The following is a 26,016-nucleotide window of genomic DNA, read 5'->3' as shown; positions in this document are numbered from 1 at the left end:
GCGGCCCGCTCGCGCCCGCTCACGCCTTCACCAGCCCGGTGGCGAAGCGCGTGTCGACCAGCTCGGCGATCGTGCGATTCAGGTCCACGCCCGGCTTGACCAGCTGCTCCGCCGTCAGGATCGGCGCCGCCGCCTGCAGCGCCTTCAGATGCTCGTCCGACGGCTGGGGACGCGAGAAATCGCTGCGCAGCTTCACCTGCAGCAATGCCACCGGCAGGCTGACCTTGGCCTCCTCCGACAGGATCTTCGCGGCATCCGACGGATTCGCCAGCGTCCAGGCCCGCGCGCGCTCGTACGCGGCGATCACGCGGCGCACCGTCTGCGGCTGCCGGGCCAGGAACTCCTCGCGCACGTTGAGGAAGCCATAGGTGTTGAAACCGACGTTGCGGTACAGCAGCTTCGAGCCGGCATCGAGCTCGCTCGCCGCCATCAGCGGATCCAGTCCGGCCCAGGCGTCGACGCGGCCCTGCTCCAACGCCGCGCGGCCGTCGGCATGCTGGAGGGCGACATGCTCGATGTCGCCGCGCTTGAGGCCGACGGTGTGCAGCGCGCGCAGCAGGAACAGATAGGGATCGGTGCCCTTGGTCGCCGCGATCCGGCGTCCCTTCAGGTCGGCGAGCGATCGGATGCCGGAGTCGCCGCGCACCACCAGCGCCGTCCATTCCGGCCGCGAAAAGATATAGGGCGTGCGGATCGGATTGCCGTTCGCGCGCGCCAGTAGCGCGGCCAGGCCGGCGGTGGAGCCGATGTCCAGACTGCCCGCGTTCAGGTACTCGAGCGCGCGGTTGCTGCCGGCGCTCAGCACCCAGCGCACTGCTGTGCCGTCCTTGGCCAGGTCCTCCTCCAGCCAGCCGAAGCGGCGCAGCACCAGGCTGGTGGGCGAGTAGTAGGCGTAGTCGAGCCGCAACTCCTTCGGCGCCGCGGTGCCCTGCGCGCGCGCACCGACGCTGGTGAACGTGGCGAGGCCGGCGGCCAGACCCGCGCCCAGCGCCAGGGCGTCGCGCCGTGTCGGCGGCAGCGGTTGATTCGAATCGTTCCTTCGGCTCATGCGGCAGGCTCCGTCAAGGGAATGGTCAGGGAAGTGAGGGACAGATCGGTGGCCGCATCGACAGCGGGGGCAGCGGCGTGGCGGGCGGCGTCGTGGCCCGCGGTCGAGCGCGCGTCCTGCGGCGTACCGATCCGGACCTGCCGCCCCGCGTGATTCGCCGGCAGCCGGTCTCCGCGATCGAAGAGCCGGGCTCGCAGCGTCGGCGCCGTCGCGTCGGCGTCGTCGGCACCGGGCCCGTGCTCGGGTGGGTAGCGCCCGCGCCGGCGCAGCTCGGGCACCACCAGCTCGACGACATCGCGGAAGGTTTCATGCGCCAGCGCATAGGCCAGGTTGAAGCCGTCGAGGCCGGTGGCCGCCTGCCAGTCGAGCAGTTGATCGGCGACCTGCGCCGGATCGCCGACGAACACCGGTCCCCGCCCGCCCAGCCCGATGAACGCGGCGGCCTCGCCGACGGTCCAGCGCCGCGTCGGGTCCGCGCTGCTGAACGAGGCCAGCGCCGTGCGACCCGCCTGCGTGTCGAGGTAGTCGATGGTCGCGTCCAGCGGATAGCGGCTGAAGTCGACGCCGGTCCAGCCCGACAGCAGGGCCAGTGCGGCTTCGAGGTCGACATGGCGCTCCAGGTCCTCGAGCTTCGCCTGCGCCTGCTCGGCCGTCGGCGCGGTGACGATCAGCGCCTGTCCGTAGATCAGCACGTCGCCCGGCGCACGGCCGGCGGCCACGACGGCCTCGCGCAGGCCGTCCACGTAGCCCTTCACCACCGCCTGGCTGGGGCCGCTGACGAAGATGCACTCCGCATGCCGGCCGGCGAAGGCGCGGCCGCGGCTCGAGGTGCCGGCCTGGAACAGCACCGGCGTGCGCTGCGGCGACGGCTCGCACAGATGCACGCCGGGCACGCGGTAGTGCGGGCCGCGGTGGTGGATCGCGCGCACCTTGGACGGATCGGTGTACACGCGCCCCGACTTGTCGCGCCGCACCGCGTCGTCCGCCCAGCTCAGTTCCCAGAGCTTGTAGACGACGTCCAGGTACTCGTCGGCCAGGTCGTAGCGCTCGTCATGTGCGCGCTGGCCGTCCTGCCCGAGGTTGCGCGCCGCGCTGTCGAGATAGCCGGTGACGATGTTCCAGCCGATGCGCCCCCGGGTCAGGTGGTCCAGCGTCGACATGCGCCGCGCGAAGCTGTACGGCGGCTCGTAGCTGAGCGCGACCGTGACGCCGAAACCGAGCCGCCGCGTCACCGAGGCCATCAGTGGCACCAGCGCCAGCGGATCGTTCAGCGGCACCTGCACCGCATGGCGCAGCGCCGCGTCCGGCGTGCCGCCATGGACGTCGTAGACGCCCAGCACATCGGCCAGGAAGACGCTGTCGAAGCCGCCGCGCTCGAGCAGGCGCGCCAATTCGATCCAGTAGTCCGGATCGGTGTAGCGATGGGACTCGTCGCGCGGATGCGTCCACAGGCCCGGGGACTGGTGCCCGACCGTGTTCATCGCAAAGGCGTTGAAGCGCACCGGCTTGGGCGCGCCAGGGTCCGGCGCGGCGCCCTTCGCGTGCGCGCTCATTGCAGGAACGCGGGCCGCGCGTAACCCGGGAACTTCTGCAGCAGCACCGTCTTGAACTCCGGTGCGCGGAACGCGTCGTTCAGCGCCTTCGCCCAGGGCTGGCCCTTGTCCTTGCCCTTCACCGCGACGACCAGCATGTAGTGGTCGGGTGTCTTCTCCAGCAGCAGCGCGTCGCTCAGCTTGAGCCCGCTGGAGATCGCGAAGTTGCCGTTGACGATCGCGTACTCCGCATCGTCCAGCGTGCGCGGGATCTGCGCGGCCTCGATGGGCTGAAGCTTCAGCTGCAGCGGGTTGGAGGCGATGTCCTTCTCGGTCACCCGGATCGGGTCGGCGCCCGGCTTCAGCGTCAGCAGCTTCTGCTCGGCCAGCAGTGCCAGGCCGTGCGCCAGGTTGGCCGGGTCGTTGGCCAGCGTGATGCGGTCGCCCGGCTTCACCTCGGCCAGGCTCTTGCGCTTCTTCGAATAGATCCCGAACGGCGCCATCGGCCCCTGCACCACGTCCACGATGTCCAGCCCGCGGTCTTCGCGGAAGCGGTTGAGGTAGGTGATGTGCTGGAAGAAGTTGGCGTCCAGCGCGCCCTGGGCCAGCGCGATGTTGGGCTGCACGTAGTCGTTGAACTCGACCAGCTTGACGGTGTAGCCGCGCTTCTCCAGCAGCGGCTTGATGCCCTGGCGCAGCACCTCGATGTTGGAGCCGGCGGTGGCGCCGATCGTCAGTTCCTTCTTGTCCTGCGCCTGGACGAGGGGCGTGGACAGCGCGGAGGCGCTCAGCGCGAGGGCCAGCAGCGTGCGGCGGGCAACGGTCATCGGGAATCCTTGGAAGTGGACGTGATGTGAATGGGGATGGCGACGGAGACGGCCTCGCCCAGGTGCCGGCGGGCTCAGCGCTTGTCGAGCCGCCGCGCGACGCGGTGGCCGGCGAACTGGATCAGTTGCACGAGCGCGACGAGGATGGCCACGGTCAGCACCATGACGTCGGTCTGGAAGCGGTAGTAGCCGTAGCGGATCGCGAGGTCGCCGATGCCGCCGCCGCCGACCACGCCGGCCACCGCCGAGTAGGACAGGAAGCTGATCGCCAGCACCGTCAGCGCACCCACAAGGCCGGCGCGGGCCTCGCGCACCAGCACGCGCAGCACGATCTGGCTCTCCGAGGCGCCCATCGCCTGGGCCGCCTCGATGACGCCGCGCGGCACCTCGCGCAGGCACTGCTCGACCAGGCGCGCGAAGTACGGGATCGCGGCGAAGGACAGCGGCACCGCTGCCGCCAGCGGTCCGATCGAGGTGCCGGCGATGACGCGCGTGATCGGCACCAGCGCGACCAGCAGGATGATGAACGGGAAGCTGCGCACGGTGTTCACCAGCGCGTTGACGATCCGGTGCACGAGCGCCGCGCCGCGATGGCCGGACAGCGACTGGCCCGGGCTCAGCAGGAAGAGCAGCACGCCCAGCGGCCCGCCGAGCAGCACCGCCGCGCTCAGGCCGATCGCCAGCATCAGCGCGGTCTGGCCGAGCGCGATCCCGATCTCCGGCAGCAGGCCGACGAGGTTCTCAAGCATGGCGGACCTCCCGGCGTCCGAGGGCGGCGATCACCGCGGAGGTCTCGAGCGCCGACTGGTCCAGCGCGGCCGGCCTGGTCTCGCGCCGCTGCAGCCGCACCAGCTCGAGCCCGAGCGGCGATGTCGCGTGGCGCGACGCGTCGGCCACGTCGAACTGCTCGACCAGGCGCCCGTCCGCGATCACCGCGGCGCGCTGGCACAGCGCCTGCACCACCTCCAGCTCGTGGGTGACGATCACGATCGTCACGCCCAGCCGCGTGTTGATGTCGCGCAGCGTGGCAAGCAGCTCGCCGGTCGTCGCCGCGTCGAGCGCCGACGTCGGCTCGTCGCACAGCAGCACGTCGGGTCGGGGCGCCAGCGCCCGCGCGATCGCGACCCGCTGCTTCTGCCCGCCGCTCAGCTGCGCCGGGTAGTGGTCGGCCTTGTCGGCCAGCCCGACCAGCGCGAGGCTCTCGGCCACGCGCGCATCGATCTCGCGGCGCGAGTGCCCCGCGTGCAGCCGCAGCGGGAAGGCGACGTTCTCCGCCGCGGTCGCGTTCTGCAGCAGGTTGAAGTGCTGGAAGATCATCCCCAGCCGCTGGCGCTCGCGCCGCAGCTCCGCCGGCTTCAGGGCCGTCAGCTCGCGGCCGCCCAGATGCACCCGCCCGGTGTCGGGACGCTCGAGCAGGTTGATCAGGCGCAGCAGCGTCGACTTGCCGGCACCGCTGCGGCCGATCAGGCCGAGGACCTCGCCGGCGCGCACCGACAGGCTGGCCTCGCGCACGGCCTCGAAGCGCCGGCCGTCCGGCAACGCGAAGGACTTGGACACGCCGTCGAGGCGGATCAGCGGCTCGCTCATGGGCATCTCGATCAGGAGTAGGCCGTCGGATCGGGGATCCGGCCGTCGAGGAAGAAGCGGCCGAGGTCGCGCAGCTTGTAGTCGACCGGGTCGTGCAGCGTGTGCACCCGCGCGTTGCGCCAGAAGCGGTCGAGGCCGAACTCGGCGGCGGTGCTGCGCGCGCCGGTCAACTCGAACAGTTGGCTGCCCACCTCGACGCTGGCGCGATGCGCCAGCACCTTGGCCTCGGCGACGGCGAGCGCGACCTCGCCCCGCTCCTGCGCCGTCAGCGCCTCGCCGCGCTCCAGGGCACGGCGCAGCAGGTCGACCGCATCGGCCGCGACGGCCTGCGCCGCGCGGACCTTCAACCACAGGTCGCCGTAGCGGTGCTGCACCAGCGGATCGTCGACCGCGCGGGCCACGCCGGAGGCGGACCACGGCCGGGCGCGCGTCGCGGTGTAGCGGCGCGCCTCGTCGAAGGCGCCTTCCGCCAGGCCCAGGTAGAGCTGCGCCATGATCAGCTGCGCGATCTGGGAGCGCAGCGTGGCGCGCGGCGTCGGTCCCTGGCCGGGGACCTGCAGCAGTTCCTCGTCGTCCAGGCGCACCGCGTCGAAGCGCACCGTGCCGCTGTCGGTCTGGCGCTGGCCGAAGGCATCCCAGTCCTGCTCGACCCGCACGCCCTCGCGCCGCGTCGGCACGATGCCGATCAGGAAGCCGCCGGCGGCGGTGGTCGCCGACACGGTCAGGCGGTCGGAGCCGAGCGCGCCGGAGCAGAAGCCCTTCGCGCCCTGGAGGCGCCAGCCGCCGCCCTCGCGCACGGCGGTCAGCCGCGTGTCGGCCGGGTTCAGCGCGTTGCCCCAGAACAGGCGCTGCTCGGCGGTCTCGCGCAGGTGGCGCGCGCCGTGGGCCGTCGCGGCCGGCCCGCCGTACAGCGACACGCCATAGAGCTGGAGGTGGTGGAAGGCCAGCACATGGGCGAGCGCGCTGTCGACGCGGGCCAGCCGCCGCACGACCTCGTAGAACTCGGGAAGGCCGCCGCCCAGGCCGCCGTGCGCCTCGGGGATGGTCAGCGCGAGCAGGCCGCTGGCGCGGATCAGCTCGCGCTGCTCGGCGGCGTGGCCGCCTTCGCGGTCGCGTCGCACCGCCGTGGCGGCGAGCTGCTGCACCACTTGATCCAGGCCCGGACCCAGCACCTGGGCGAGCGAGGCCGCGGCGGGGACGGTCGTGGCGGTGGCGGCGGTCGGAGGAAGGTCGTCGGGACGACGGAGCACGGGAGCGGTCATCGGGGGCACTCGGGGCGCGGCTAGCGCGATGGCGCCGAGTGTTCCCGTCCAGCCGTGCGGACCGAAGCGAGAAATTCGTCTGTGCTTATGCGGCGCTCAGGCCGCGCCGCTCAACCAGGTGCAGGCCGTCTTCGCCGCCTCCGCGTTGCTCTGGATGCCGACCTCCTGCGCCATCGCCCGCATGGCCTGGGCGCAGCGCTCGATGTGGCGGCGGTCCGGATGCCAGGGCCCCGCCGCGCTCCCGCTGCTCTGCAGGTTCGCGTTCTTCGTGTAGACGACGCGCCAGAGCGTCTGCTTGAGGTCACTGGCATTCATGGCGCGCAGTATTCCGGCACCGTCCGCCGCCGCGGCAGAGGCCATCGCCGCCAGCGCCTGTCGGCAATCGCCCGACAATCGCCCGACAACGGGGCGTGGCGTGCGGAAGTGGCGCCCCGGGCTTGCCCCAGGGCAGTGCGTCCGCGCGGGCTGTTAATCTGCCATTCATGAACCTGCTGCTCGCCGAAGACGATGCGATCCTGGCCGACGCCCTGTGCGAACAGATGCGCGCCAGCGGCTTCACCGTGGAGCACGCGCCCAATGGCGCCGTCGCCCAATACCTGCTGGCCAAGCAGCAGTTCGACGTGGTGGTGCTGGACCTGGGCCTGCCGATGGTCAGCGGCATCGACGTGCTGCGCCAGCTGCGCCAGACCGACGCGTCGCTGCCGGTGCTGATCCTGACGGCGCTGGACAGCCTGGAGGACCGGGTCGCCGGCCTCAACGCCGGCGCCGACGACTACCTGACCAAGCCCTTCGACTTCCCCGAGCTGGAAGCCCGGCTGCGCGCGCTGCTGCGCCGCAGCCGCGCGCTCAAGGCCAGCACCGAGCTGGGCCAGCTCAGCATGCAGCGCGAGACCCGCAGCGCCCAGGTGCGCGGCGAGATGCTGGAACTGAGCCCGCGCGAGTTCGACCTGCTGGACCTGCTGCTGACCCACCAGGGCCGCGTGATCACGAAGGAGCAGATCAACCAGGCCTGGTCGGGCGACCGCGCCGCGCCCAGCACGAGCGACGGCGCCGCGACCAACGCGGTGGAGGTCTACATCCATCGCCTGCGTCGCAAGCTCGAGGGCGCGCAGGTGGCGATCCGCACCGTGCGCGGGCTCGGCTACCTGCTGGAGCTGGAGCGGGCCTGAGCTCCCGCCCCACCCTGCCCTGACCCGTGCCTCGCCTTCGGTCCGCCACGACCCGCGCGCCATGAGCCCCTCGCGGTTCTCGCTCAAGCGCCAGCTGCTGCTGTGGCTGCTGCTGCCGCAGGTGGTGCTGTGGCTGGCCGGCGCGGTCTTCAGCTACCGGCTCGCCGGCCGCTACGCCAACGAGGCCGTCGACGCGACGCTGCTGCAGGCCACGCGCTCGCTCGCGCGCCAGGTCAAGCCGATGGGCAACGGGCTGCTGATCGACTTCCCACGCGCGGCGCAGGACGTGCTCGAGGCCGACCCGAGCGACAAGCTGCTCTACACCGTCAGCTCGCCGCCGGGCCAGTTCATCCTGGGCAACCGCAACCTGCCCAGTCCGCCGGCGATGCCGGCCAGCCCGCCGCTGGGCCAGGCCCAGTTCTACGACGGCGAGATCGAGTCCGACGGCGCCCGCGCCGTCTCGCCGGTGCGAGTGGCCGCGCTGTACCTGCAGTTTGGCGAGAACCCCCGCGCCCAGCAGACCATGCTGGTGCAGGTGGCGCGGTCCAGCGCCAACCGCGAGCTGCTCGCGCGTCGGCTGCTGATCGACACGATGCTGCCGCTGTCGGTCCTGATCGTGCTGATGAGCATGATCGTGTGGGCCGGCGTCGGCGCGGGCCTGGCGCCGATCGCGCGGCTGCGCCGGCTGGTCGAGGGCCGCAAGCCCAATGACCTGCGGCCCATCGAGCTCGATGCCGCGCCGCAGGAGCTGCGCTCGCTCGCGCAGGCGATCAACGACCTGCTCGAGGCGGTCAGCCACAACGTCGAGGCCCAGCGCCGCTTCATCAGCGACGCCGCCCATCAGCTGCGCACGCCGCTGGCGGGCCTCAAGAGCCAGAGCGAACTCGCGCTCGCCGAGGCGCCGCCCGGTCCGCTGACGATGCGGCTGGCGCGCGTGCATGAAGGCGCCTCCCGCAGCGCGCATCTGGTGAACCAACTGCTCGCGCTCGCGCGCACCGAGCCGGAGTCGCTGCAGCGCCAGACGCCGGTGCGCTTCGACCTGGGCCGTCTGGCCCGCGAGGTCACCGCCGAGCTGGTGCCGCGCGCGCTGCAGCAGAACGTCGACCTGGGCTACGACGGGCCGGACAGCGATCCGGAGTGCACCTCTCCGTCGCAGCTCGATGATCGGCATGGCGCGGGGCCGGAGACCGATGACGCCGACGGCGCGCCCGGGCGGCCGGTGGCGGTCGTCGGCATCCCGCTGCTGCTGCGCGAGGCGCTGGTCAACCTGATCGACAACGCGCTGCGCTACGCCGGCCGCGGCGCGCGGGTGACGGTGCAGGTGCACGAGGCGGGCGATCACGCGGAACTCGTCGTCACCGACAACGGCCCAGGCGTCCCCGAGGCCCTGCGCGAGCAGGTCTTCGAGCGCTTCTTCCGCGCCACCCACGAGGGCAATGGCTGCGGCCTGGGCCTGGCTATCGTCAAGGAGATCGTCGAGCGCCACGGCGGCCGCATCGGGCTGTCCACCGCCCGACCGCGCGGACTGCGCGTCTCGATCCAGCTGCCCATCGCGGCCTGACGGCCGCGGTAGCCGCGGTAGCCGCGGTAGCCGCGGTAGCCGCAGTGGCCTTTCGGCCGCACGCCATCCGCCCCCACGCACCAGCCCGGCCCCGCCGAGCGCTGTTCGCCCGCCTACACGGATTTCACGCACCACAGCGCTAGTGGTAAGCACCAATATAGTTTCATTAATGGAAAATTAAAGTTCAGCCCGCATGCAAGAAAGATAAACGTCCGATTAACGGAGCACGCCCGGAGCGCCGTTCCTCGGACCCACACCGGAGACTGAACATGACCTGCCCCCCGCGCGCCGCGCGCATCCCTGGCGTTCGCGCCACGCTCTCCACCGCCGCCGGCCTGCTGCTGGCCGCGGGCTCCGCCCAGGCCCTGGACTACACCGGCTACCTGCGCGCCGGCCCGGGCGGCACCACCGACGGCGGCGCCAGCCGCGCCTGCTACGCCCTCAATGGCGGCACCAGCGGCATGAAGTACCGCCTGGGCAACGAGTGCGACATCTACGGCGAGTTCCAGCTCGCGCAAGGCTTCAAGAAGGACGGCATCGACTACAAGGTCGTGCTGATGACCGACTACTGGAACCCGCATTCCGATGCCGACGACGCCAAGCACCTGCGCCTGGCGCAGATGTATGTCGAGGCCAAGGGCTTCGACTTCCTGCCCGAGGCCACCGTCTGGGCCGGCAAGGAACGCGGCCGCCGCGGCGACGTCCACATCGTCGACACCTACTTCACCGAGATGGCCGGCATCGGCGCCGGCATGAAGGGCATCCCGGTCGGCCCGGGCAAGCTCGGCGTCGCCTACTACACCAACGACAAGGACACCAACCAGCGCCCCGGCCATCGCGGCAACGTCGAGTACGTCGACATCCCGACCAACACCGACGGCACGCTGGCCTTCTTCGGCACGGCCACCAAGTCGCAGTTCGCCGGCGGCACCAACGGCTGGGGCCTGGCTGCCAAGCATGTGCAGAGCAAGCTGTTCGGCACCTCGCTGAACAACGTGCTGTGGGTGCAGTACGCGCAGGGCTCGACCGGGCTGAACTCCAACTTCGGCAACCAGACCGACACCTCCGCCGCGAAGAAGTTCCGCGTCGTCGAGTCGGTCAACTTCCAGCAGGGCGCCTGGGGCGGCATGGGCATGCTGCTGTGGGCCAACGAGAAGGACAACGCCGGCAAGGCGACGGTGTCCACCTCCATCGGCGGCCGCGTGTCTTACGGGGTCACCCGCAACTTCAAGCTGCTCACCGAAGCCGGCGTGTCGCAGTACAAGCCCGACGGCGGCCAGCGCGCGCGCCTGACCAAGGTGACCTTCGCGCCGACGCTGTCCACCGGCCCGGCGCTGATGGATCGCCCCGAGTTCCGCCTCTATGTCACCCACGCCAAGTGGAACAAGGCCGCCGGCAACGTGACCGGCGTGGCCGGCTACGACGGCGAGACCTCCGGCACCAGCTTCGGCGCGCAGGTCGAAGTCTGGTTCTGACGCCCCACCGATGACGCGCCCGGGGGCGGCAGCCCGCTCCCGCGGCCTCGCATGACAACATTCGCTCCAACTTCCCGACGACACGGAGACAACGGAATGACCCAGCTCAAGCAACTTTCCCAGGCCGCGGCGCTGTGCGCGCTGATGGCCGCCGGCGCGGCGCATGCCGGCGAGGTCGAGGTCCTGCACTGGTGGACCAGCGGCGGCGAGGCCAAGGCCGCCACCGCGCTCAAGGCCACGCTGCAGAAGCAGGGCCACACCTGGAAGGACTTCGCAGTCGCCGGCGGCGGCGGCGACTCGGCCATGACGGTGCTGAAGTCGCGCGTGGTGTCCGGCAACGCGCCGGCGGCTGCGCAGATCAAGGGCCCGTCGCTGCAGGAATGGGCGGCCGAAGGCGTGCTGACCAACGTCGACGCCGTCGCCGCGGCCGGCAAGTGGGACGAGGTGATCCCGCCGGTGGTCGCCAACATCATGAAGTACAAGGGCCACTACATCGCCGCGCCGGTCAACGTGCACCGCGTGAACTGGCTGTGGGCCAACCCCGAGGCGCTGAAGAAGGCCGGCGCCAAGCTGCCCACCACCTGGGACGAGTTCTTCGTCACCGCCGAGGCGCTGAAGAAGGCCGGCATCATCCCGGTGGCGCATGGCGGCCAGAACTGGCAGGACTTCACCGTCTTCGAATCGGTGGCGCTGGGCGTCGGCGGCGTGGACTTTTACAAGAAGGCGCTGGTGCAGCTCGATCCGGCCACGCTGGCCGGCCCGCAGATGGAGAAGGTGCTGACCACTTTCAAGCGCATCAAGGACTACACCGACAAGAACGCCCCCGGGCGTGACTGGAACCTGGCCACCGCGATGGTGATCAAGGGCGAGGCCGGCATGCAGCTGATGGGCGACTGGGCCAAGGGCGAGTTCATCGCCGCGGGCAAGGCGCCGGGCAAGGACTTCACCTGCACCGCCGCCCCCGGCACGCAGAAGGCCTTCACCTTCAACATCGACTCCTTCGCGCTGTTCAAGCTGAAGAACGCCGCCAACGAGAAGGCCCAGCAGGACCTGGCCACCGCGATCATGTCGCCGGAGTTCCAGGAGCTGTTCAACCTGAACAAGGGCTCGATCCCGGTGCGCACCGGCATGAAGATGGACAAGTTCGACGACTGCGCCAAGCAGTCGGCCACGGACTTCGCCGCCGATGCCAAGTCCGGCACCCTGGTGCCGTCGATCGCGCACGGCATGGCGGTCCCCGCGGCCGCCGAGGGCGCGATGAAGGACGTGGTCAGCCAGTTCTGGAACAGCGACAAGATGACGGCCAAGGACGCGCAGGCGCGCCTGGCCGCGGCGGCGAAGACCAAGTAAGGCGGGGGGCGCGAAGACCCTCACCCCTGCCCTCTCCCGCAAGCGGGAGAGGGAGTCTTCCGGCTCCGCTCGTCGGTCCTTGGTCCTTGGTCCTTGGTCCTTGGTCCTCGGGCCTCGGGCCTCGGGCCTTGGGCCCAGGTCCTTGATCTTTGGCCGTTTGCCTTCCATCCTTCCCACGCGCCACGCCGGCGCCCTGCAGGTCCGCACCGCATGTCCGCCTCCCGAGCCCCCCGCAGTCCCTGGCTTCCCAAGCTGGTGGTCGCGCCGACCTTCCTGATCTCCTTCCTCTTCATCTACGGCCTGATGGCGTGGAACGGCTACCTGTCGTTGTCCGCGTCGCGGCTGCTGCCGAACTACGAGTTCGTCGGCCTGGACCAGTACCGCGCGCTCTTCGACAACGAGCGCTGGTGGCTCGCGTTGACCAACCTGGGCCTGTTCGGCGCGCTGTTCATCGGCGGCGCGATGGCCGTGGGCCTGCTGCTGGCCATCCTGCTGGACCAGAAGATCCGCGGCGAAGGCGTGCTGCGCACGGTCTACCTGTACCCGATGGCGCTGTCCTTCATCGTCACCGGCACCGCGTGGAAGTGGATCCTCAACCCGGGCCTGGGCATCGAGCACCTGATGCAGCAGTGGGGCTTCGAGTCCTTCAGCTTCGGCTGGCTGGTCGACCCCGACATGGCCATCTACTGCGTGGTCATCGCGGGCGTGTGGCAGTCGGCGGGCTTCGTGATGGCGCTGTTCCTGGCGGGGCTGCGCGGCATCGACGACTCGATCATCAAGGCCGCGCAGGTCGACGGCGCGTCGCTGCCGCGGATCTACTGGCGCATCATCATCCCGACGCTGCGCCCGGTGTTCTTCTCGACGCTGATGGTCGTGGCGCACATCGCGATCAAGAGCTTCGACCTGGTGATGGCGCTGACCGCGGGCGGTCCCGGCTACGCCACCGACCTGCCGGCGACCTTCATGTACACGATGGCCTTCTCGCGCGGCCAGATCGGCCTGGGCGCGGCCAGCGCCACGGTGATGCTGGCCACGATCGCGGCCATCGTCGTTCCCTACCTCTATTCCGAGCTCCGCTCGAAGCAGTGATCCCGTGCGGGACGAGCGACGCGACATGAGCCACACCCTTTCCCCCTCCCCGGCCGGATCCCGGCACCTGACCGCGCAGCGCCTGCTGCTGTGGGCCGTGCTGCTGGTCTTCGCCTTCTTCTTCCTGCTGCCGCTGTACGTGATGGTCAGCACCTCGCTCAAGAGCATGGACGAGGTGCGCACCGGCACGCTGCTGTCGGTGCCGCTGAGCCCCTCGCTGGACGCCTGGTCCAAGGCCTGGCACAGCGCCTGCACCGGCACCGACTGCGGCGGCCTCAAGCCCTTCTTCATGAACTCGGTGCTGATGGTGGTGCCGGCGGTGCTGATCTCGACGGCGCTGGGCGCGCTCAACGGCTACGTGCTGACCAAGTGGCGCTTCCGCGGCAGCGAGCTGCTGTTCGGGCTGCTGCTGTTCGGCGTCTTCATGCCGATGCAGGTCGTGCTGCTGCCCATGAGCCAGGTGCTGGGCACGCTGGGCATCGCCAGCTCGGTGTGGGGCCTGATCCTGGTCCACATCCTGGCCGGCATGCCCTCGACCACGCTGTTCTTCCGCAACTACTACGCCGGCCTGCCCGACGAGCTGATCAAGGCCGCGACGCTGGACGGCGCTTCGTTCTGGCAGATCTTCTGGCGCATCGTCGTGCCGCTGTCCACGCCCATCCTGGTCGTGACGCTGATCTGGCAGTTCACCTCGATCTGGAACGACTTCCTGTACGGGGTGGTGTTCTCCGGCGCGGACAGCAAGCCGATCACGGTCGGGCTGAACAACCTGGCCAACACGTCCAGCTCGGTCAAGGAATACAACGTGGACATGGCCGCGGCGCTGATCGCCGCGCTGCCGACGCTCGTGGTCTACATCGTCGCGGGCAAGTATTTCGTGCGCGGGCTCACCGCCGGCGCCGTCAAGGGTTAAGAGGAGTCAAGCATGGGCGCGCTCGCCATTTCTCAGGTCCGCAAGAGCTACGGCTCGGCCGACATCCTCAAGGGCATCGATCTGTCGATCGAGGCCGGCGAATTCCTGATCCTGGTCGGCCCCTCGGGCTGCGGCAAGTCCACGCTGCTGGCGATGATCGCCGGGCTGGAGCATCCGACCTCGGGCTCGATCCACATCGGCGACCGCGACGTCACCTATGCGCCGAGCAAGGACCGCGACATCGCGATGGTGTTCCAGAGCTATGCGCTCTATCCCAACATGAACGTCGCGCAGAACATCGCCTTCGGCCTGGAGATGCGCAAGGTGCCCAAGGCGCAGCGCGACGAGACGGTGCAGCGCGTGGCCAAGATGCTGCAGATCGGCCACCTGCTGGACCGCAAGCCGGGGCAGCTCTCCGGCGGCCAGCGCCAGCGCGTGGCGATGGGTCGGGCGCTGGCGCGCGATCCCAAGCTCTTCCTGTTCGACGAACCGCTGTCCAACCTGGACGCGAAGCTGCGCATCGAGATGCGGGCCGAGATCAAGCTGCTGCACCAGCGCACGAAGACCACCACCGTCTACGTCACCCACGACCAGGTCGAGGCGATGACGCTGGGCGACCGGATCGCGGTGATGCGCGACGGCCTGGTGCAGCAGTTCGGCACGCCGGAGGAGATCTACACGCGGCCGGCCAACCGCTTCGTGGCCGAGTTCATCGGCTCGCCGACGATGAACTTCGTCAGCGCCCAGCGCGGCGCCGCCGGGCTGGCGGCCAGCGGCCAGGCCATGCCGGTGAACGCGGCGCAGCAGGCGGCGATCGGCGCCACCGGCGAGGTGCTCTACGGCGTGCGCCCGGAACACATCCGGCTTGCCGACGGCAACGACGGTGGTCTGCCCGGCGTGCTGAAGATGAGCGAGCCCACCGGGCCGGAGACCTACCTGCTGGTCGACACCCCGACCGGCCCGATGACCGCCCGCGTGGCGGGCAATCCCCACCTCAATGTCGGTGATGCGGTGCGGCTGCAATGGGCGGCGGAGTCGGCGCACCTGTTCGACGCGAAGGACGAGCGCCGCCTGGTGTGATCGGACCGTCCGGCCGGTCGTTCACGCCGCTCGGGTCGTTCAGGCCGCTCGGGTCGTCCGGGCGTTCGGATCGTTAGTGCCGCCGGAGCGGCTCGGGCTGTTCGGACCCGACGGCCGCAGGCGCAGCCAGACCGTCTGCGCCACCAGCGCCGCGGCGAGCCCCAGCGCGACCCAGGCGGAAGTACCCGCACCCGCCATCGGCGAGGCCCGCTGCTTCAGGTAGACCCCGACCAGGCCCCAGACCGCCGCCGCGGCGAAGGCCAGCGCCGCCGGTCCGGTGCCGGGCGCATGCAACCGCGCATTCGCCACCAGCAGCAGCAAGGCGGCGAGCGCCCACAGCACCAGCGTCCACGGCAGCTGATCGACGGTGGGCAGCAGCTGCTGCGCGACGATCACCTGCGCGGTGTTCAGGAACGCCGCCAGCGACAGCCATCCGGCGTGCAGCGCCAGCGGCAGCACCGCGAGCCATGAGGGCGCGCCGCGCGGCACCGCCCGCGCCAGCAGCATCAGCGCCCACAGCAGGCTGATCAGCGCCAGCCAGATGATGGCCAGCGCCAGCCAGAACCATTGCTGGGAGAACACGATCATCCAGCTCGCGGTGAGCGCGAAGCCGGCGACCACCAGCCAGTGGCAGCGATGGGAATCGCGGTGCCCTTCCCGGTCGGGCACTGGCTGGCCGCGCAGCAGCCAGGCCGCGGCGACGAGGTCGAGCAGGAAGATCACGCCCCAGATGGAGAAGGCGTAGCCGTCGGCGACGAGCAGGGTCGGGTAACGATCCGAGATCGTGCCGTTGTCGGGGCCGAAGACGCGGCGCTGCGAGGCCCAGGCCACGAGGGGCATGGCCAGGGCGGCGAGGAGGACAAGCACTTGATGCATGGCAGTAGGCGGGGAGTTTGCTCCGCTCGGGCAATGCGCGTACCCCCGGGACTACGTGGCCCCGGCCCATCCACTGTTTTTGCATACAGCTATGATGCCGCCCCATGTGTTCCGCCCTCGCCGACGCCCCGCCCCGCGCGGCCGACGTCTTCGCCGACCTGAATCCCGAGCAGCGCTCGGCGGTCGAGCACGGCCTCGATGAACACGGCGTTCCCGGGCACGGCCCGCTGCTGGTGATCGCCGGCGCCGGCTCGGGCAAGACCAAGACCCTGGCGGCGCGCGTCGCGCGCCTGATCCAGTCGGGCGCGGACCCGCAGCGCCTGCTGCTGCTGACCTTCTCCCGCCGCGCCGCCGGCGAGATGGAACGCCGCGCCGGCCGCGTGCTGCATCGCGCGCTCGGCCTGGGCGCCACGCAGGCGCCGCCGCGCTTCCCCTGGGCCGGCACCTTCCACAGCGTGGGCGCGCGCCTGCTGCGCGAATACGCCCATCGCATCGGCCTCGCGCCCAACTTCACCATCCTCGACCGCGCCGACGCCGAGGACCTGATGGGCCTGCAGCGGCAGGCCCTGGGCCTGGCCGAGACCACCGAGCGTTTCCCGCTCAAGGCCACCTGCCTGACGATCTATTCGCGCGTCGTCAACAGCGAGGCGCGGCTGGACCAGGTGCTGCAGGACCACTTCCCCTGGTGCTTCCCGGTGCATGACGGGCTCAAGCGCCTGTTCAAGGCCTACGTCGAGGACAAGCAGCGCCAGCAGCTGCTGGACTACGACGACCTGCTGCTCTACTGGGCCGAGCTGATGAGCGACGACGGCCTGGCCGCCGAGCTCGGGGAGCGCTTCCAGCACGTGCTGGTCGACGAGTACCAGGACACCAACCGGTTGCAGGCGACGATCCTGCGCCGGCTCAAGCCACGCGGCGACCACCTGACCGTGGTGGGCGACGACGCGCAGGCGATCTACTCGTTCCGCGCGGCCGAGGTGCGCAACATCCTCGAGTTCCCGGTCCAGTTCGACCCGCCCGCGCGGGTGATCGCGCTGGAGCGCAACTACCGCTCCACGCAGCCGATCCTGGACGCGTCCAACGCGGTCATCGGCATGGCCCGCGAGCGGCACGAGAAGCGGCTGTGGACCGACAAGGCCTCGACCGAGCGGCCGCAACTGGTGACGGTCGACGACGAGGCGCGCCAGGCCCAATGGGTCGCCGACAAGGTGCTCGAGCGGCGCGAGCAGGGCCTGCGGCTGAAGCGCCAGGCGGTGCTGTTCCGGACCTCGAGCCACGCCGCGCCGCTGGAGCTGGAGCTGACGCGACGCAACATCCCGTTCGTCAAGTTCGGCGGCCTGAAATTCCTGGAGAGCACGCATGTGAAGGACGTGCTGAGCGTGCTGCGCTGGGCCGAGAACCCGCGCGGGCGGCTGGCGGGATTCCGCGTCGCGCAGCTGCTGCCCGGCTTCGGGCCGGCGAGCGCGCGTCGGCTGATCGACGCGATGTCGCCCGCGGTGGACCCGGTCCAGGCGCTGCGCGCGTTCGAGCCGCCCCGCGCCGCGGCCGCGTCATGGTCGGCGCTGCGCGATCTGCTGGCCGGGCTCATCGGCGATCCGCAGTGGCCGATGGACCTGGAGTCGGTGGTGGAGTGGTACGCGCCCCACCTGGAGCGGCTGCACGACGACGCGCCGGTGCGCCTGGCCGACCTGGAGCAGGTCACGCGCATCGCGCAGGGCTACGGCTCGCGGGAGCGCTTCCTGACCGAGCTGACGCTGGACCCGCCCGAGGCGAGCAGCGACGAATCCGGCGTCCCGCTGAAGGACGAGGACTACCTGATCCTGTCGACCATCCACTCGGCCAAGGGGCAGGAGTGGAACGCGGTCTATCTGCTGAACTGCGTGGACGGCTGCCTGCCGTCGGACCTGAGCACCGGCGCGCAGGCGCAGATCGAGGAGGAACGGCGGCTGCTGTACGTCGCGATGACGCGGGCGAAGGAGCACCTGGCGGTGATGGTGCCGCAGCGCTTCTACGTCACGCAGCAGACGCGGCACGGCGACCGCCACCTCTACGCGAGCGTGTCGCGCTTCCTGCCCGGCAAGGTGGTGCGCCACTTCGACAAGCTGGGACCGGCCAACCAGACGCAGGCGGCGCTGCCGGAGCTGGTCAAGCCCGCGATGGACGTCGCGGCGAGGCTGCGCAAGGTCTGGGACTGAGTTCGCCCTGGGCGCCCGCGAGCGGCTGGTGCGTCGCAGGACGAAAAGCGCGGCGCACGCGTAACGCACGTTACGGCACGCGCCGATGGACGCCCGGCGCGCAGCACTTAAACTTCCCGCCGGTCAATGCCTGACCCCGACGCCCTCCCCGGCCCCGCCCGCCTGTCACGCCTGCCGTCCACCGCCGTGTCGATCCGCCACACCGTCCTCCGCACCCTCGCCCACACCAACTGGCGCCTCGCGCTGCCGGCCCTGGCCCTGACCTGCGGCAGTCTGATCGTGCAGGCCGCCAGCGACGACCCCGAGGTCGTCGTCCCCACGACCGCGCCCACCTCGGCCGCGATCGGACCGACCGGCGTCGTGACGCCCGCGGTGCCGGCACCGACAGCCTCGGCGCCGGCGGTCGTCCAGGCGCCGCCGGCCGTCGCGGCTCCGGTGTCGCCCGCCACGCCGGTCGACGAACCGCTGATGAAGCTGCCGGTCAACGCCCGCCACATGCTGGTGATCGACGACAGCGGCCGCGTGCTGATGGCCAAGGATGCCGACACCGTCGTGCCCATCGCCTCGCTGACCAAGCTGATGACGGCCATGGTGGTGCTGGACGCCAAGCAGGACATGAACGAGGAGATCCGCATCGACGATGCCGACGTCGACCGCCTCAAGCACAGCCGCTCGCGGGTGCGCGTGGGCGCGACCATGAGCCGGGAGGCGGCGCTGGAGCTGGCGCTGATCTCGTCCGAGAACCGCGCGGCTTCGGCGTTGGCCCGCCACTTCCCCGGCGGGCTGCCGGCCTACGAGGCGGCGGTCGCCGCCAAGATCCAGGCGCTGGGCCTGTCGCACACGGCGCTGGCCGATCCGACCGGCCTGTCGCCCCACAACACCTCGACGGCCGCCGAGGTCGCCCGCATCGCCGCCGCCGCGGCCCGCTATCCGGTGATCGCGCGCATCAGCAGCGACAAGTCCAGCGAGGTCGAGGTCAACGGCCGGCCGCGCGAGCTGCGCAACACCAACCACCTGGTCGGCGCCAAGGGCTGGGACATCCGCCTGTCCAAGACCGGCTACACCGAAGAAGCCGGCCGCTGCCTGGCGATGCGCATGAAGAGCGGCGGCCAGACCATCACCGTCGTGCTGCTCGACGCGGACGGCTCCGCGCAGCGCCTGCGCGACGCCGCCGCTATCCGCAAGTCGCTCGCCAAGATCGCCGCGGTCTGACGAGGCCGCGTCCCTGCGGACGCGGGCCAGTCGATCACCGCCGCAATCGATCGCCTCCGCCGGCTGGGACCGGCGATACAAGGAGTTCCCATGAATCGCCGCCACTGGCTCGGCGCCGCCAGCGCCTGGGCCGCCGCATGGCCGCTCGCCGCGCAAGCGGACGCGCCGCTGCCCGCCGATCGCCTGCCCTTCGCCGAGCCGCCAAGGCCCGCGCGCATGCGGGTGTCGGCGGACCGCATCGTCGACATCACCGTCTGCACCCGCCCGTTCCGGGCCCAGGGGCCGCGCATCGAGGCGCAGCGACTGCACGGCAAGACCGTCATCCACCATTACGGCCACGGCGGCGCGGGCTGGTCGCTCTCCTGGGGCTCGGCGACGCTGGGCGCGCTGCCGCTGATCCGCCGCACTCGGGAGCGGCGCATCGCCGTGATCGGCTGCGGCGCGGTGGGTCTGACCACCGCGCGCGTCGCGCAGCGCGCCGGGCTGCAGGTGCGCATCTACTGCCGCGAGCGCCCGCCCGAGGTGGCCTCCACCTTCGCCACCGGCATGTGGTCGCCCGACTCGCGCGTGGTCACGGCCGAGCATGCGACGCCGGCCTTCAACGCGATGTGGGAACGCATGGCCCGCCACAGTTTCCGGGCCTGGCAGGACCAACTGGGGCTGCCCGGCGCGCCGGTCGAATGGCGCGACGGTTATGTGCTGTCCGACCTGCCCTTCGACCAGCCGCTGCCCGCCGGACAGGGGGGGCACGGCGGCCCGGCCGAACCCGACTATCCCGAGCTGCTGGACCTCATCCCCGACCTGCACCCGCGCTCCGCGCCGCTGAGCCCGGCGCAGCACCCGTTCCCGGTGCCCCATGCGCGCCGCTTCACCCAGATGACCTTCAACATCCGCCCCTACCAGCGGCTGCTGATGGAAGACTTCTTCCGCGAAGGCGGCGAGATCGTCACCCGCGACTTCAACGATGCGCGCGAACTGGCCGGCCTGCCCGAGCGCACGATCGTCAACTGCACCGGCTACGGCGCGCGGGCGCTGTTCCGCGACGACACGCTGATCCCGGTGCGCGGCCAGATCGCGCGGCTCGTGCCGCAACCGGAGGTGGACTACATGGTCGCCTGGCGCGGGCACAACCTGATGGTCGTGCCGCGGCGCGACGGCCTGCTGGTCCAGGCCCAGGGCGAGCACGACTTCAACAACCCGGACCGCAGCATCGATCGCGCGATGAGCGAGGCCGCCGTCGCGCGCCTGGCTGCTCTGTTCGCCTGAGCCGCGCCGCGGGCGTTCCCACGAAACGCGCTCGTGACGCGATGCGTTGAGGTCGATCAAGGACCTCGGACCTTTGACCTCGCCGCCACACCGGGCCATGCCGACGCCGACCTAGCATCGCTGGTTCCTCCCCTCTCAACAGGAACCCGCGCATGCATCACCGCTCTCCCTATCCGACCGCCAAGCCACAGCCCTCTTGGCATCCTGATTTCCCGCTGCTCATGCATCGTCTGGATGAGCACTCCGTCCACATCCACGAACTGCGCGGCGACGTCCGTGAGCTCAAGACCTCGATCGACGCCGTGCGCATCGAATCGCGCGACCAGGTGGATGCGCTGCGCAAGGACTCGCAGCAGCAACTCGAGACCTTTCGCAAGGATTCGCAGCAGCAACTCGAGACCTTCCGCAAGGAATCGCAGCAGCAACTCGACACGTTCCGCAAGGATTCGCAGCAGCAGTTCGACACCTTCCGCAGGGAGTCGCAGCAGCAACTCGACGCCTTCCGCAGGGAAACACAGCAGCACCTTCAGGAGCTGCGTGCCGAGATCGCCAGCACGGTCCACTCCTGCGTGACCGCTGCGGTGGCTCCGCTCTGCGAGCGCTTCAACACGCTGAACGAGCGCGTCAACAACGCCGGGCTCGCGTCGGACGCGCGCCTGCTGAAGTGGTTCGCCGGCTCGGCGGCCAGCTCCTCGGGCTTGGCGATCATCGTCTCCCGGATGCTCTCGTGAGCCCGCCCGCGGCCCGACGCCACGCGCCCTCCTCCGTCACCGCCAGTAGGCTTCGTCCTACCCGCCCCATGACCCGTCGGAGCTACCGTCTAGCCATCTCGGCAGACCGGGTTCCGACCTCATGGTGTCTCCCTCCACTCCCGCGACGGACCTGCCGCCGTCCGGCCCTCCGGGTGCTTCGAGCGCCCGTTCGCCTTCCGCGGCGAACGCCTCCGCGACGACCGCTCCCGCGCCTTCCACCACCGCGGCGCCCAAGCGCCGGCGCCGTCGGCCACCGCGTCTCTCCGCGGCCGCCTGGCGCCAGTTCCTGCAGATCGCCAAGCCCTACTGGCTCGGCGACCAGCGCAAGGCCGCCTGGGGACTGCTGCTGCTCCTGATCGTGCTGATGCTGTGCGAGACCCAGCTCGCGGTGCTGCTCAACGCCAAGACCGGCGAGCTGACTTCGGCCCTGGCCGAACGCAACCACACCCGCTTCTGGACCGCGGTGCGCGACAGCCTCATCGTCCTGGCCTTCGCCGTGCCGGTATACGCCTTCTACTACTACATGCGGGACGCCTTCTCCAACCACTGGCGCCGCTGGCTCACCGGCCGCTTCCTCGACGGCTACCTCGATGGCCGCAAGTACTACGAGATCGGCACCGGCGCCGCCGGCGACATCGACAACCCCGACCAGCGCATCTCCGAGGACATCAACACCTTCACCGGCCGCTCCACCCACTTCCTGCTGCTGATGCTGGGATCGGCGATGCAGCTGGTGGCCTTCTGCGCGGTGCTGTGGTCGCTGTCCAAGGTACTGGTGGCCTTCCTCGCGGTGTATGCGACGGTGGGCACCTTCCTGGCGCTGTATGTCTTCGGCTCGCCGCTGATCCAGCTGAACTTCTGGCAGCTGCGCCGCGAGGCCGACTTCCGCTTCGGCCTGATGCGGCTGCGCGAGAACGCCGAATCCATCGCCTTCTACCGCGGCGAGCCGCAGGAGCGCGCCCACATCGAAGGCCGCTTCGAGTCCGTCTACCAGAACTACTGGAAGCTGATCCGCAAGCAGCGCTCGCTCAACCTCTTCCAGCGCGGCTTCAGCCAGCTGACGCTGGTCGTGCCCAGCGTGATCCTGGCCGAGCGCGTGCTGTCGGGCGACCTGGAGGTCGGCGCCGCCGTCCAGGCGGCCGGTGCCTTCGCGGCGGTGCTGACGGCGGTGTCCCTGATCGTCGACAACTTCGAGAGCCTGAGCCGCTTCGTCGCCGGCATCGACCGGCTGCATGCGCTGTCGGACGTGATGCACCAGCGCAAGCCGCGCGCGGAGCGCCAGCGCGAACGCATCGTGACGAGCCACGCGGACCAGCTCGCGCTGCGCGACCTGACGCTGTACACGCCGCAGTTCGACCGGCTGCTGGTCGAGAAGCTCAACGTCGCGCTGCAGCCGGGCGAGAGCCTGCTGATCACCGGCGTCAGCGGCTGCGGCAAGAGCTCGCTGCTGCGCGCGATAGCCGGCCTGTGGCGCTGCGGCGAGGGCACGATCGAGCATCCGCCGCTGGAGGAGGTCTTCTTCCTGCCGCAGCGCCCCTACCTGCAGCCGGGCACGCTGCGCAGCCAGATGATCTATCCCGACACGGCGACCGAGCTCGACGACGAGGCGCTGCGCGCGATCCTCGACGAGGTCGGCCTGCCGGAGCTCGCCGAGCGCGTCGGCGGCCTGGACGCCACGCAGGACTGGGACAAGCTGCTATCCATGGGCGAGCAGCAGCGGCTCGCCTTCGCCCGCGTGCTGGTGCGGCGGCCGCGGATGGTGATCCTCGACGAGGCGACCAGCGCGCTGGACAGCGGCAACGAGCGCCGCCTCTACGAGCGCCTGTGCCGCGACGGCGTCACGCTGGTCAGCATCGCCCACCGCCACGGCGTGCTGCGGCATCACACGCACGTGCTGCGCCTGACCGGCGGCGGCGCCTGGCAGCTGCACGCGGCCGAGGGCTACGACTTCGATGCCGCTGAAGCCGAGGCCGAGGCCGCAGCCGCCCAGGCCGCCCAGGCCGCGCAGACCGCCCAGGCCGCGGCCCCGGTCGCCGCGCCCGCGTCGGACGCCATGACCGCGACGCGGCCCGCCTCGGCGCCGTGCGCGAAGGAGCCGCCATGAGCGCCGACACCTGGACCGAGATCGTCGACACGCTGCGGTCCGAGTTCTCGGACCTGCCCGATGCCGCGCAGATCACCCGCATCGCCGTGCGGCTGCTGCTGGCCGCGCTGCTGGGCGGCATCCTCGGCTACGAGCGCGAGCACCACGGCAAGGCCGCGGGCATCCGCACACACATGCTGGTCTCGCTGGGCGCGGCGCTGTTCGTGCTGGTGCCGCAACAGGGCGGCATGCCGATGCCCGACATGAGCCGCGTGCTCCAAGGCGTCATCGCGGGCATCGGTTTCCTGGGCGCGGGGGCCATCCTCAAGCTCAAGGACGAGGAACAGGTCCACGGCCTGACCACCGCCGCCAGCATCTGGATGACGGCCGCCATCGGCATCGCCTGCGGCCTGGGGCGCGAGGCCACCGCGGTGTTCAGCATGCTGCTGGCGCTGCTGATCCTGGCCGTGCTGCCGCTGTTCACCCGGCCCTATCCGCGCGATGACGGTGGGCGTCGCAAGGACGGGCGCGACGACGACCGGCGAGCGCCGCCGCGTGACGACTGATCGTCGCCGCGGACCAAGGACGCGGCGGCTGGCGCTACAGCGAGGGTTCCGACACCGCTGCCGACGGCGCGCCCGCTGGCGCCCCCTCGTCGCGCGCGGTACGCCGCATCTCCGGCAGCTTCACCGCGTGCGGCACCGGCTGCGGCCGCTTCGTCAGCGAGCCGCCCAGGCGCGTGCTCAGCTTCATGCGGTTGTTGATGGCCCAGCCGCTGGCATCCAGGATGGGCCCGAGGCTGCGCTGGCGCAGCTTGAGCCAGGCGATCAGCATGCTCGGTCCGGAGATCGACAGCACGATGCCCAGCACCGCGAGCGGGATCCACCAGCCCAGGTCGACGAAGCGGCCGAAGATGCCGACGATCACCGTGCTGATGCTGCCCAGCGCGACGCCGATCGCGGCGACGGTGCCGACGTCCACCCGCCGCCCCGGCACCGGCAGTCCGGCCGGCGGGGCGCCCGCCGCGCCGGTCGTCGACGGTGCGGCCGCGGGCTGGTCCACCGTGGCGATGCGCCCGGCCCACTGGCCCAGGCGCCCCTGCTGCGTCGAATCGCTGGCGGCGGCGCGCTTGACCACCTGCTCCTCGACCAGCCGTACCAGCTTCTTGTAGGGCGACAGGAAGGCCTGGCCGACGCTGATCGGGTTCTCGATCACCTTGACGATGCGCGCGTCCCAGTCGTGGCCCTCGCGGTCGTAGAACAGCCCGTTGCGGCCGACGAAGAGGAAGTCGACGTCGCCCGCGCTGACCACCGCGACGATGGTGCGCTTCTGGTTGAGCCGCACGCACTCGCAGTACGCGAGGTAGGCCTTGGCCAGGCCCGCGATGGGCGCGTGCCGGGCGGGATCCACGACCTCCACGGCGAGCTCGCACGCGCGACCGTCGATGAACAGCGTGCCGGCCTGGAAGACCGCGCCGCGCCCTTCGTAGAAGTCCTCGAAGGAGACGAAGTTGCGCGCCAGCCGCAGCAGATCGCGCTGGAGCAGCAGCAGCTTCTCGAGGTCGTTGAGCGCCGCGTGCCGGGGCGCGGCCGCGCGGTCCTCGGCCACCTGCGCCAGCAGCCGGGCGCGGGCCGCCTCCGGCTGAGCGCCCGCCAGCGCGGTCAGCGCCTCCACGCCGAGCGCGGCCACCGGCCCGGTGGGCTGGCGCTTGAGCCACTCGCGGCAGGCCTGGACCTGGTCCTTCAGCGCGCGCCAGTCCGCTTCGACGAGTTCGTCGGCATCGCGTCCGAGCAAGGGTCGCACCGCCTGCTCGCGCAAGGCCGCCAGCGCCGCGCGCCAGGCGGGATTCGCGCGCGCGTCGAGCGGCAGCGCCGCGCCCGCCGCGACCGGCGCCGCCGGCAGCTGCTTCAGCGGCCCCGACTCCAGCGACAGCAGGCCGGCCGCATGCTGCTTGAGCTGCTCGGGCTCGGTGGCGTTGAGCGTCGCGGCGACGCTGGCGTCGTAGCTCGCCAGCCGGCAGCGGGCGAAGAAGTCCTCCACCTTGTCGTGGACCGCCTGCACCGCCATGGCCGCGGCGCGTCGGCCGGCGCAGTCGGCCTCGCCCTCGGCATGCCAGGCCCGCACGGCGCCGGCCTGGTCGAAGAAGGCCTGGATGCGCGTCTCGTCGATCCCGGGCTCGCCGCCGGCATCGGCGACCGCGCCCAGCGCGTCGGCGATGGCCTGCGCCAGCGCGCGGTCGCTCGCATCCTCGAAGGCCGCGACCGGCACGATGCCGTCGCCGTTGTGCCGCTCCGCGACGAGGTGCGACTGGCGCTCGCGGATCTCGTCCAGGCCGATGTCGGACCGCTCGGCCGGCGCGGCCCGTCCCGCCAGCGCCAGCGTGCGTTGTAGTTCCTCGGCGAGCGCCCGTCCCTCCTCGGTGTCGGACAACGAGGCCGCCGCCAGCCGCGATTCGCCGCGCAGCAGCGGCTGCCAGTCCTTGAGCCGCGCGCCGACCCATTCGCAGGCGGCGATCAGTTCCGGCGCGCGGATGCGGCCATCGCGATCGAGGTCGATCAGGTCGAGGGTGCGTTCGTCGAATTCGAGGCCGCGCGTGGGACAGGCCAGCGCGACCCAGCGCTTCTGGTCGAGGTCGCGGAGATGGAGGAGGTCGTCCGCGGTGTCGATGCGTGCCTGATCGGCGCCGCCCGCCCGGAAGAATCGCCAGGGGTGTGTCATGGGTGCGCAGGATGCGGCAAG

At 71.0% G+C, this 26,016-nt stretch carries 22 protein-coding genes; 13 read left to right on the top strand and 9 right to left on the bottom strand.

Annotation, left to right across the window (positions count from 1 at the left end):
• Nucleotides 1-19 precede the first annotated feature (19 nt).
• The 7 genes from ACTJKJ_RS20715 to ACTJKJ_RS20685 form a co-directional block, all read right to left on the bottom strand.
• Nucleotides 20-1,048, bottom strand: a complete 1,029-nt coding sequence (locus tag ACTJKJ_RS20715; protein ID WP_440821709.1) for an aliphatic sulfonate ABC transporter substrate-binding protein — start codon at nt 1,046-1,048, stop codon at nt 20-22.
• Nucleotides 1,045-2,601: an LLM class flavin-dependent oxidoreductase gene (locus ACTJKJ_RS20710; RefSeq protein ID WP_440821707.1), complete on the bottom strand. Its 1,557-nt coding sequence runs from the start codon at nt 2,599-2,601 to the stop codon at nt 1,045-1,047. The genes ACTJKJ_RS20715 and ACTJKJ_RS20710 overlap by 4 nt, the downstream gene beginning before the upstream one ends.
• Entirely contained in the window at nt 2,598-3,407 is an 810-nt protein-coding gene (locus tag ACTJKJ_RS20705) for a MetQ/NlpA family ABC transporter substrate-binding protein (protein WP_440821705.1), read from the bottom strand. The genes ACTJKJ_RS20710 and ACTJKJ_RS20705 overlap by 4 nt, the downstream gene beginning before the upstream one ends.
• A gap of 74 nt (nt 3,408-3,481) precedes the next feature.
• Entirely contained in the window at nt 3,482-4,156 is a 675-nt protein-coding gene (locus tag ACTJKJ_RS20700) for a methionine ABC transporter permease (protein ID WP_440821704.1), read from the bottom strand.
• Nucleotides 4,149-4,994 carry a methionine ABC transporter ATP-binding protein gene (locus ACTJKJ_RS20695; RefSeq protein ID WP_440821703.1) on the bottom strand — a complete coding sequence of 282 codons (846 nt, stop codon included), beginning with the start codon at nt 4,992-4,994 and terminating at the stop codon, nt 4,149-4,151. The genes ACTJKJ_RS20700 and ACTJKJ_RS20695 overlap by 8 nt, the downstream gene beginning before the upstream one ends.
• Nucleotides 4,995-5,005: 11 nt before the next feature.
• Nucleotides 5,006-6,256 (bottom strand): acyl-CoA dehydrogenase family protein, encoded by a 1,251-nt coding sequence (locus ACTJKJ_RS20690; protein WP_440821701.1) that lies wholly within the window; start codon nt 6,254-6,256, stop codon nt 5,006-5,008.
• 96 nt (nt 6,257-6,352) lie between these two features.
• On the bottom strand, nt 6,353-6,571 hold the full coding sequence (locus ACTJKJ_RS20685) for a hypothetical protein (RefSeq protein ID WP_091723845.1): 219 nt from the start codon (nt 6,569-6,571) through the stop codon (nt 6,353-6,355).
• A gap of 167 nt (nt 6,572-6,738) precedes the next feature.
• On the opposite strand from ACTJKJ_RS20685, the gene ACTJKJ_RS20680 reads away from it, so the two are divergent.
• From ACTJKJ_RS20680 to ACTJKJ_RS20650, 7 genes are all read left to right on the top strand, one after another.
• Nucleotides 6,739-7,425 (top strand): response regulator transcription factor, encoded by a 687-nt coding sequence (locus ACTJKJ_RS20680; protein WP_440821699.1) that lies wholly within the window; start codon nt 6,739-6,741, stop codon nt 7,423-7,425.
• 61 nt (nt 7,426-7,486) lie between these two features.
• Entirely contained in the window at nt 7,487-8,986 is a 1,500-nt protein-coding gene (locus tag ACTJKJ_RS20675; protein ID WP_183490869.1) for a sensor histidine kinase, read from the top strand.
• Between the two features lie 269 nt (nt 8,987-9,255).
• Nucleotides 9,256-10,461: a maltoporin gene (locus ACTJKJ_RS20670; RefSeq protein ID WP_440821697.1), complete on the top strand. Its 1,206-nt coding sequence runs from the start codon at nt 9,256-9,258 to the stop codon at nt 10,459-10,461.
• Between the two features lie 96 nt (nt 10,462-10,557).
• Nucleotides 10,558-11,811 carry an ABC transporter substrate-binding protein gene (locus tag ACTJKJ_RS20665; RefSeq protein WP_440821695.1) on the top strand — a complete coding sequence of 418 codons (1,254 nt, stop codon included), beginning with the start codon at nt 10,558-10,560 and terminating at the stop codon, nt 11,809-11,811.
• Nucleotides 11,812-12,021: 210 nt separating this feature from the next.
• Complete coding sequence (locus ACTJKJ_RS20660) at nt 12,022-12,900, top strand: carbohydrate ABC transporter permease (RefSeq protein ID WP_440821693.1); 879 nt, start codon at nt 12,022-12,024, stop codon at nt 12,898-12,900.
• A 25-nt stretch (nt 12,901-12,925) separates the two neighbouring features.
• Entirely contained in the window at nt 12,926-13,813 is an 888-nt protein-coding gene (locus tag ACTJKJ_RS20655) for a carbohydrate ABC transporter permease (protein WP_297384372.1), read from the top strand.
• Between the two features lie 12 nt (nt 13,814-13,825).
• Entirely contained in the window at nt 13,826-14,893 is a 1,068-nt protein-coding gene (locus ACTJKJ_RS20650) for an ABC transporter ATP-binding protein (protein ID WP_440821691.1), read from the top strand.
• Nucleotides 14,894-14,932: 39 nt separating this feature from the next.
• Here the strand turns inward: ACTJKJ_RS20650 and ACTJKJ_RS20645 are convergent, their stop codons facing one another.
• Complete coding sequence (locus ACTJKJ_RS20645) at nt 14,933-15,769, bottom strand: hypothetical protein (protein ID WP_440821689.1); 837 nt, start codon at nt 15,767-15,769, stop codon at nt 14,933-14,935.
• Nucleotides 15,770-15,873: 104 nt separating this feature from the next.
• On the opposite strand from ACTJKJ_RS20645, the gene ACTJKJ_RS20640 reads away from it, so the two are divergent.
• The 6 genes from ACTJKJ_RS20640 to ACTJKJ_RS20615 all read left to right on the top strand — a co-directional run bounded on the left by ACTJKJ_RS20640 (nt 15,874) and on the right by ACTJKJ_RS20615 (nt 23,843).
• Nucleotides 15,874-17,964, top strand: coding sequence for an ATP-dependent helicase (locus ACTJKJ_RS20640; protein WP_440821687.1), 2,091 nt, complete (start codon nt 15,874-15,876; stop codon nt 17,962-17,964).
• 126 nt (nt 17,965-18,090) lie between these two features.
• On the top strand, nt 18,091-19,176 hold the full coding sequence (locus ACTJKJ_RS20635; protein WP_440821685.1) for a serine hydrolase: 1,086 nt from the start codon (nt 18,091-18,093) through the stop codon (nt 19,174-19,176).
• 90 nt (nt 19,177-19,266) lie between these two features.
• Nucleotides 19,267-20,442 carry an FAD-dependent oxidoreductase gene (locus ACTJKJ_RS20630; RefSeq protein ID WP_440821683.1) on the top strand — a complete coding sequence of 392 codons (1,176 nt, stop codon included), beginning with the start codon at nt 19,267-19,269 and terminating at the stop codon, nt 20,440-20,442.
• 152 nt (nt 20,443-20,594) lie between these two features.
• On the top strand, nt 20,595-21,173 hold the full coding sequence (locus tag ACTJKJ_RS20625) for a hypothetical protein (RefSeq protein WP_440821681.1): 579 nt from the start codon (nt 20,595-20,597) through the stop codon (nt 21,171-21,173).
• Nucleotides 21,174-21,294: 121 nt separating this feature from the next.
• On the top strand, nt 21,295-23,298 hold the full coding sequence (locus tag ACTJKJ_RS20620) for an ABC transporter ATP-binding protein/permease (protein ID WP_440821679.1): 2,004 nt from the start codon (nt 21,295-21,297) through the stop codon (nt 23,296-23,298).
• Nucleotides 23,295-23,843 (top strand): MgtC/SapB family protein, encoded by a 549-nt coding sequence (locus ACTJKJ_RS20615; protein ID WP_440821677.1) that lies wholly within the window; start codon nt 23,295-23,297, stop codon nt 23,841-23,843. Before ACTJKJ_RS20620 ends, ACTJKJ_RS20615 begins: the two co-directional genes overlap by 4 nt.
• 34 nt (nt 23,844-23,877) lie before the next feature.
• Here ACTJKJ_RS20615 and ACTJKJ_RS20610 read toward each other — a convergent pair whose 3' ends face one another.
• A complete protein-coding gene (locus tag ACTJKJ_RS20610; RefSeq protein ID WP_440821675.1) occupies nt 23,878-25,995 on the bottom strand; it encodes a hypothetical protein in 2,118 nt (705 codons plus the stop codon).
• Nucleotides 25,996-26,016: the final 21 nt, after the last annotated feature.

The sequence above is a fragment of the Roseateles sp. 22389 genome (assembly GCF_052044995.1).
GTDB lineage: Bacteria > Pseudomonadota > Gammaproteobacteria > Burkholderiales > Burkholderiaceae_C > Roseateles.
This window is presented reverse-complemented; position numbering and strand designations above follow the sequence as displayed.

What these genes read in the sequence shown, in the direction of transcription:
- ACTJKJ_RS20715 (WP_440821709.1), bottom strand. Translation starts at nt 1,048, where the DNA reads ATGAGCCGAAGGAACGATTCGAATCAACCGCTGCCGCCGACACGGCGC.
- ACTJKJ_RS20710 (WP_440821707.1), bottom strand. Translation starts at nt 2,601, where the DNA reads ATGAGCGCGCACGCGAAGGGCGCCGCGCCGGACCCTGGCGCGCCCAAG.
- ACTJKJ_RS20705 (WP_440821705.1), bottom strand. Translation starts at nt 3,407, where the DNA reads ATGACCGTTGCCCGCCGCACGCTGCTGGCCCTCGCGCTGAGCGCCTCC.
- ACTJKJ_RS20700 (WP_440821704.1), bottom strand. Translation starts at nt 4,156, where the DNA reads ATGCTTGAGAACCTCGTCGGCCTGCTGCCGGAGATCGGGATCGCGCTC.
- ACTJKJ_RS20695 (WP_440821703.1), bottom strand. Translation starts at nt 4,994, where the DNA reads ATGAGCGAGCCGCTGATCCGCCTCGACGGCGTGTCCAAGTCCTTCGCG.
- ACTJKJ_RS20690 (WP_440821701.1), bottom strand. Translation starts at nt 6,256, where the DNA reads ATGACCGCTCCCGTGCTCCGTCGTCCCGACGACCTTCCTCCGACCGCC.
- ACTJKJ_RS20685 (WP_091723845.1), bottom strand. Translation starts at nt 6,571, where the DNA reads ATGAATGCCAGTGACCTCAAGCAGACGCTCTGGCGCGTCGTCTACACG.
- ACTJKJ_RS20680 (WP_440821699.1), top strand. Translation starts at nt 6,739, where the DNA reads ATGAACCTGCTGCTCGCCGAAGACGATGCGATCCTGGCCGACGCCCTG.
- ACTJKJ_RS20675 (WP_183490869.1), top strand. Translation starts at nt 7,487, where the DNA reads ATGAGCCCCTCGCGGTTCTCGCTCAAGCGCCAGCTGCTGCTGTGGCTG.
- ACTJKJ_RS20670 (WP_440821697.1), top strand. Translation starts at nt 9,256, where the DNA reads ATGACCTGCCCCCCGCGCGCCGCGCGCATCCCTGGCGTTCGCGCCACG.
- ACTJKJ_RS20665 (WP_440821695.1), top strand. Translation starts at nt 10,558, where the DNA reads ATGACCCAGCTCAAGCAACTTTCCCAGGCCGCGGCGCTGTGCGCGCTG.
- ACTJKJ_RS20660 (WP_440821693.1), top strand. Translation starts at nt 12,022, where the DNA reads ATGTCCGCCTCCCGAGCCCCCCGCAGTCCCTGGCTTCCCAAGCTGGTG.
- ACTJKJ_RS20655 (WP_297384372.1), top strand. Translation starts at nt 12,926, where the DNA reads ATGAGCCACACCCTTTCCCCCTCCCCGGCCGGATCCCGGCACCTGACC.
- ACTJKJ_RS20650 (WP_440821691.1), top strand. Translation starts at nt 13,826, where the DNA reads ATGGGCGCGCTCGCCATTTCTCAGGTCCGCAAGAGCTACGGCTCGGCC.
- ACTJKJ_RS20645 (WP_440821689.1), bottom strand. Translation starts at nt 15,769, where the DNA reads ATGCATCAAGTGCTTGTCCTCCTCGCCGCCCTGGCCATGCCCCTCGTG.
- ACTJKJ_RS20640 (WP_440821687.1), top strand. Translation starts at nt 15,874, where the DNA reads ATGTGTTCCGCCCTCGCCGACGCCCCGCCCCGCGCGGCCGACGTCTTC.
- ACTJKJ_RS20635 (WP_440821685.1), top strand. Translation starts at nt 18,091, where the DNA reads ATGCCTGACCCCGACGCCCTCCCCGGCCCCGCCCGCCTGTCACGCCTG.
- ACTJKJ_RS20630 (WP_440821683.1), top strand. Translation starts at nt 19,267, where the DNA reads ATGAATCGCCGCCACTGGCTCGGCGCCGCCAGCGCCTGGGCCGCCGCA.
- ACTJKJ_RS20625 (WP_440821681.1), top strand. Translation starts at nt 20,595, where the DNA reads ATGCATCACCGCTCTCCCTATCCGACCGCCAAGCCACAGCCCTCTTGG.
- ACTJKJ_RS20620 (WP_440821679.1), top strand. Translation starts at nt 21,295, where the DNA reads ATGGTGTCTCCCTCCACTCCCGCGACGGACCTGCCGCCGTCCGGCCCT.
- ACTJKJ_RS20615 (WP_440821677.1), top strand. Translation starts at nt 23,295, where the DNA reads ATGAGCGCCGACACCTGGACCGAGATCGTCGACACGCTGCGGTCCGAG.
- ACTJKJ_RS20610 (WP_440821675.1), bottom strand. Translation starts at nt 25,995, where the DNA reads ATGACACACCCCTGGCGATTCTTCCGGGCGGGCGGCGCCGATCAGGCA.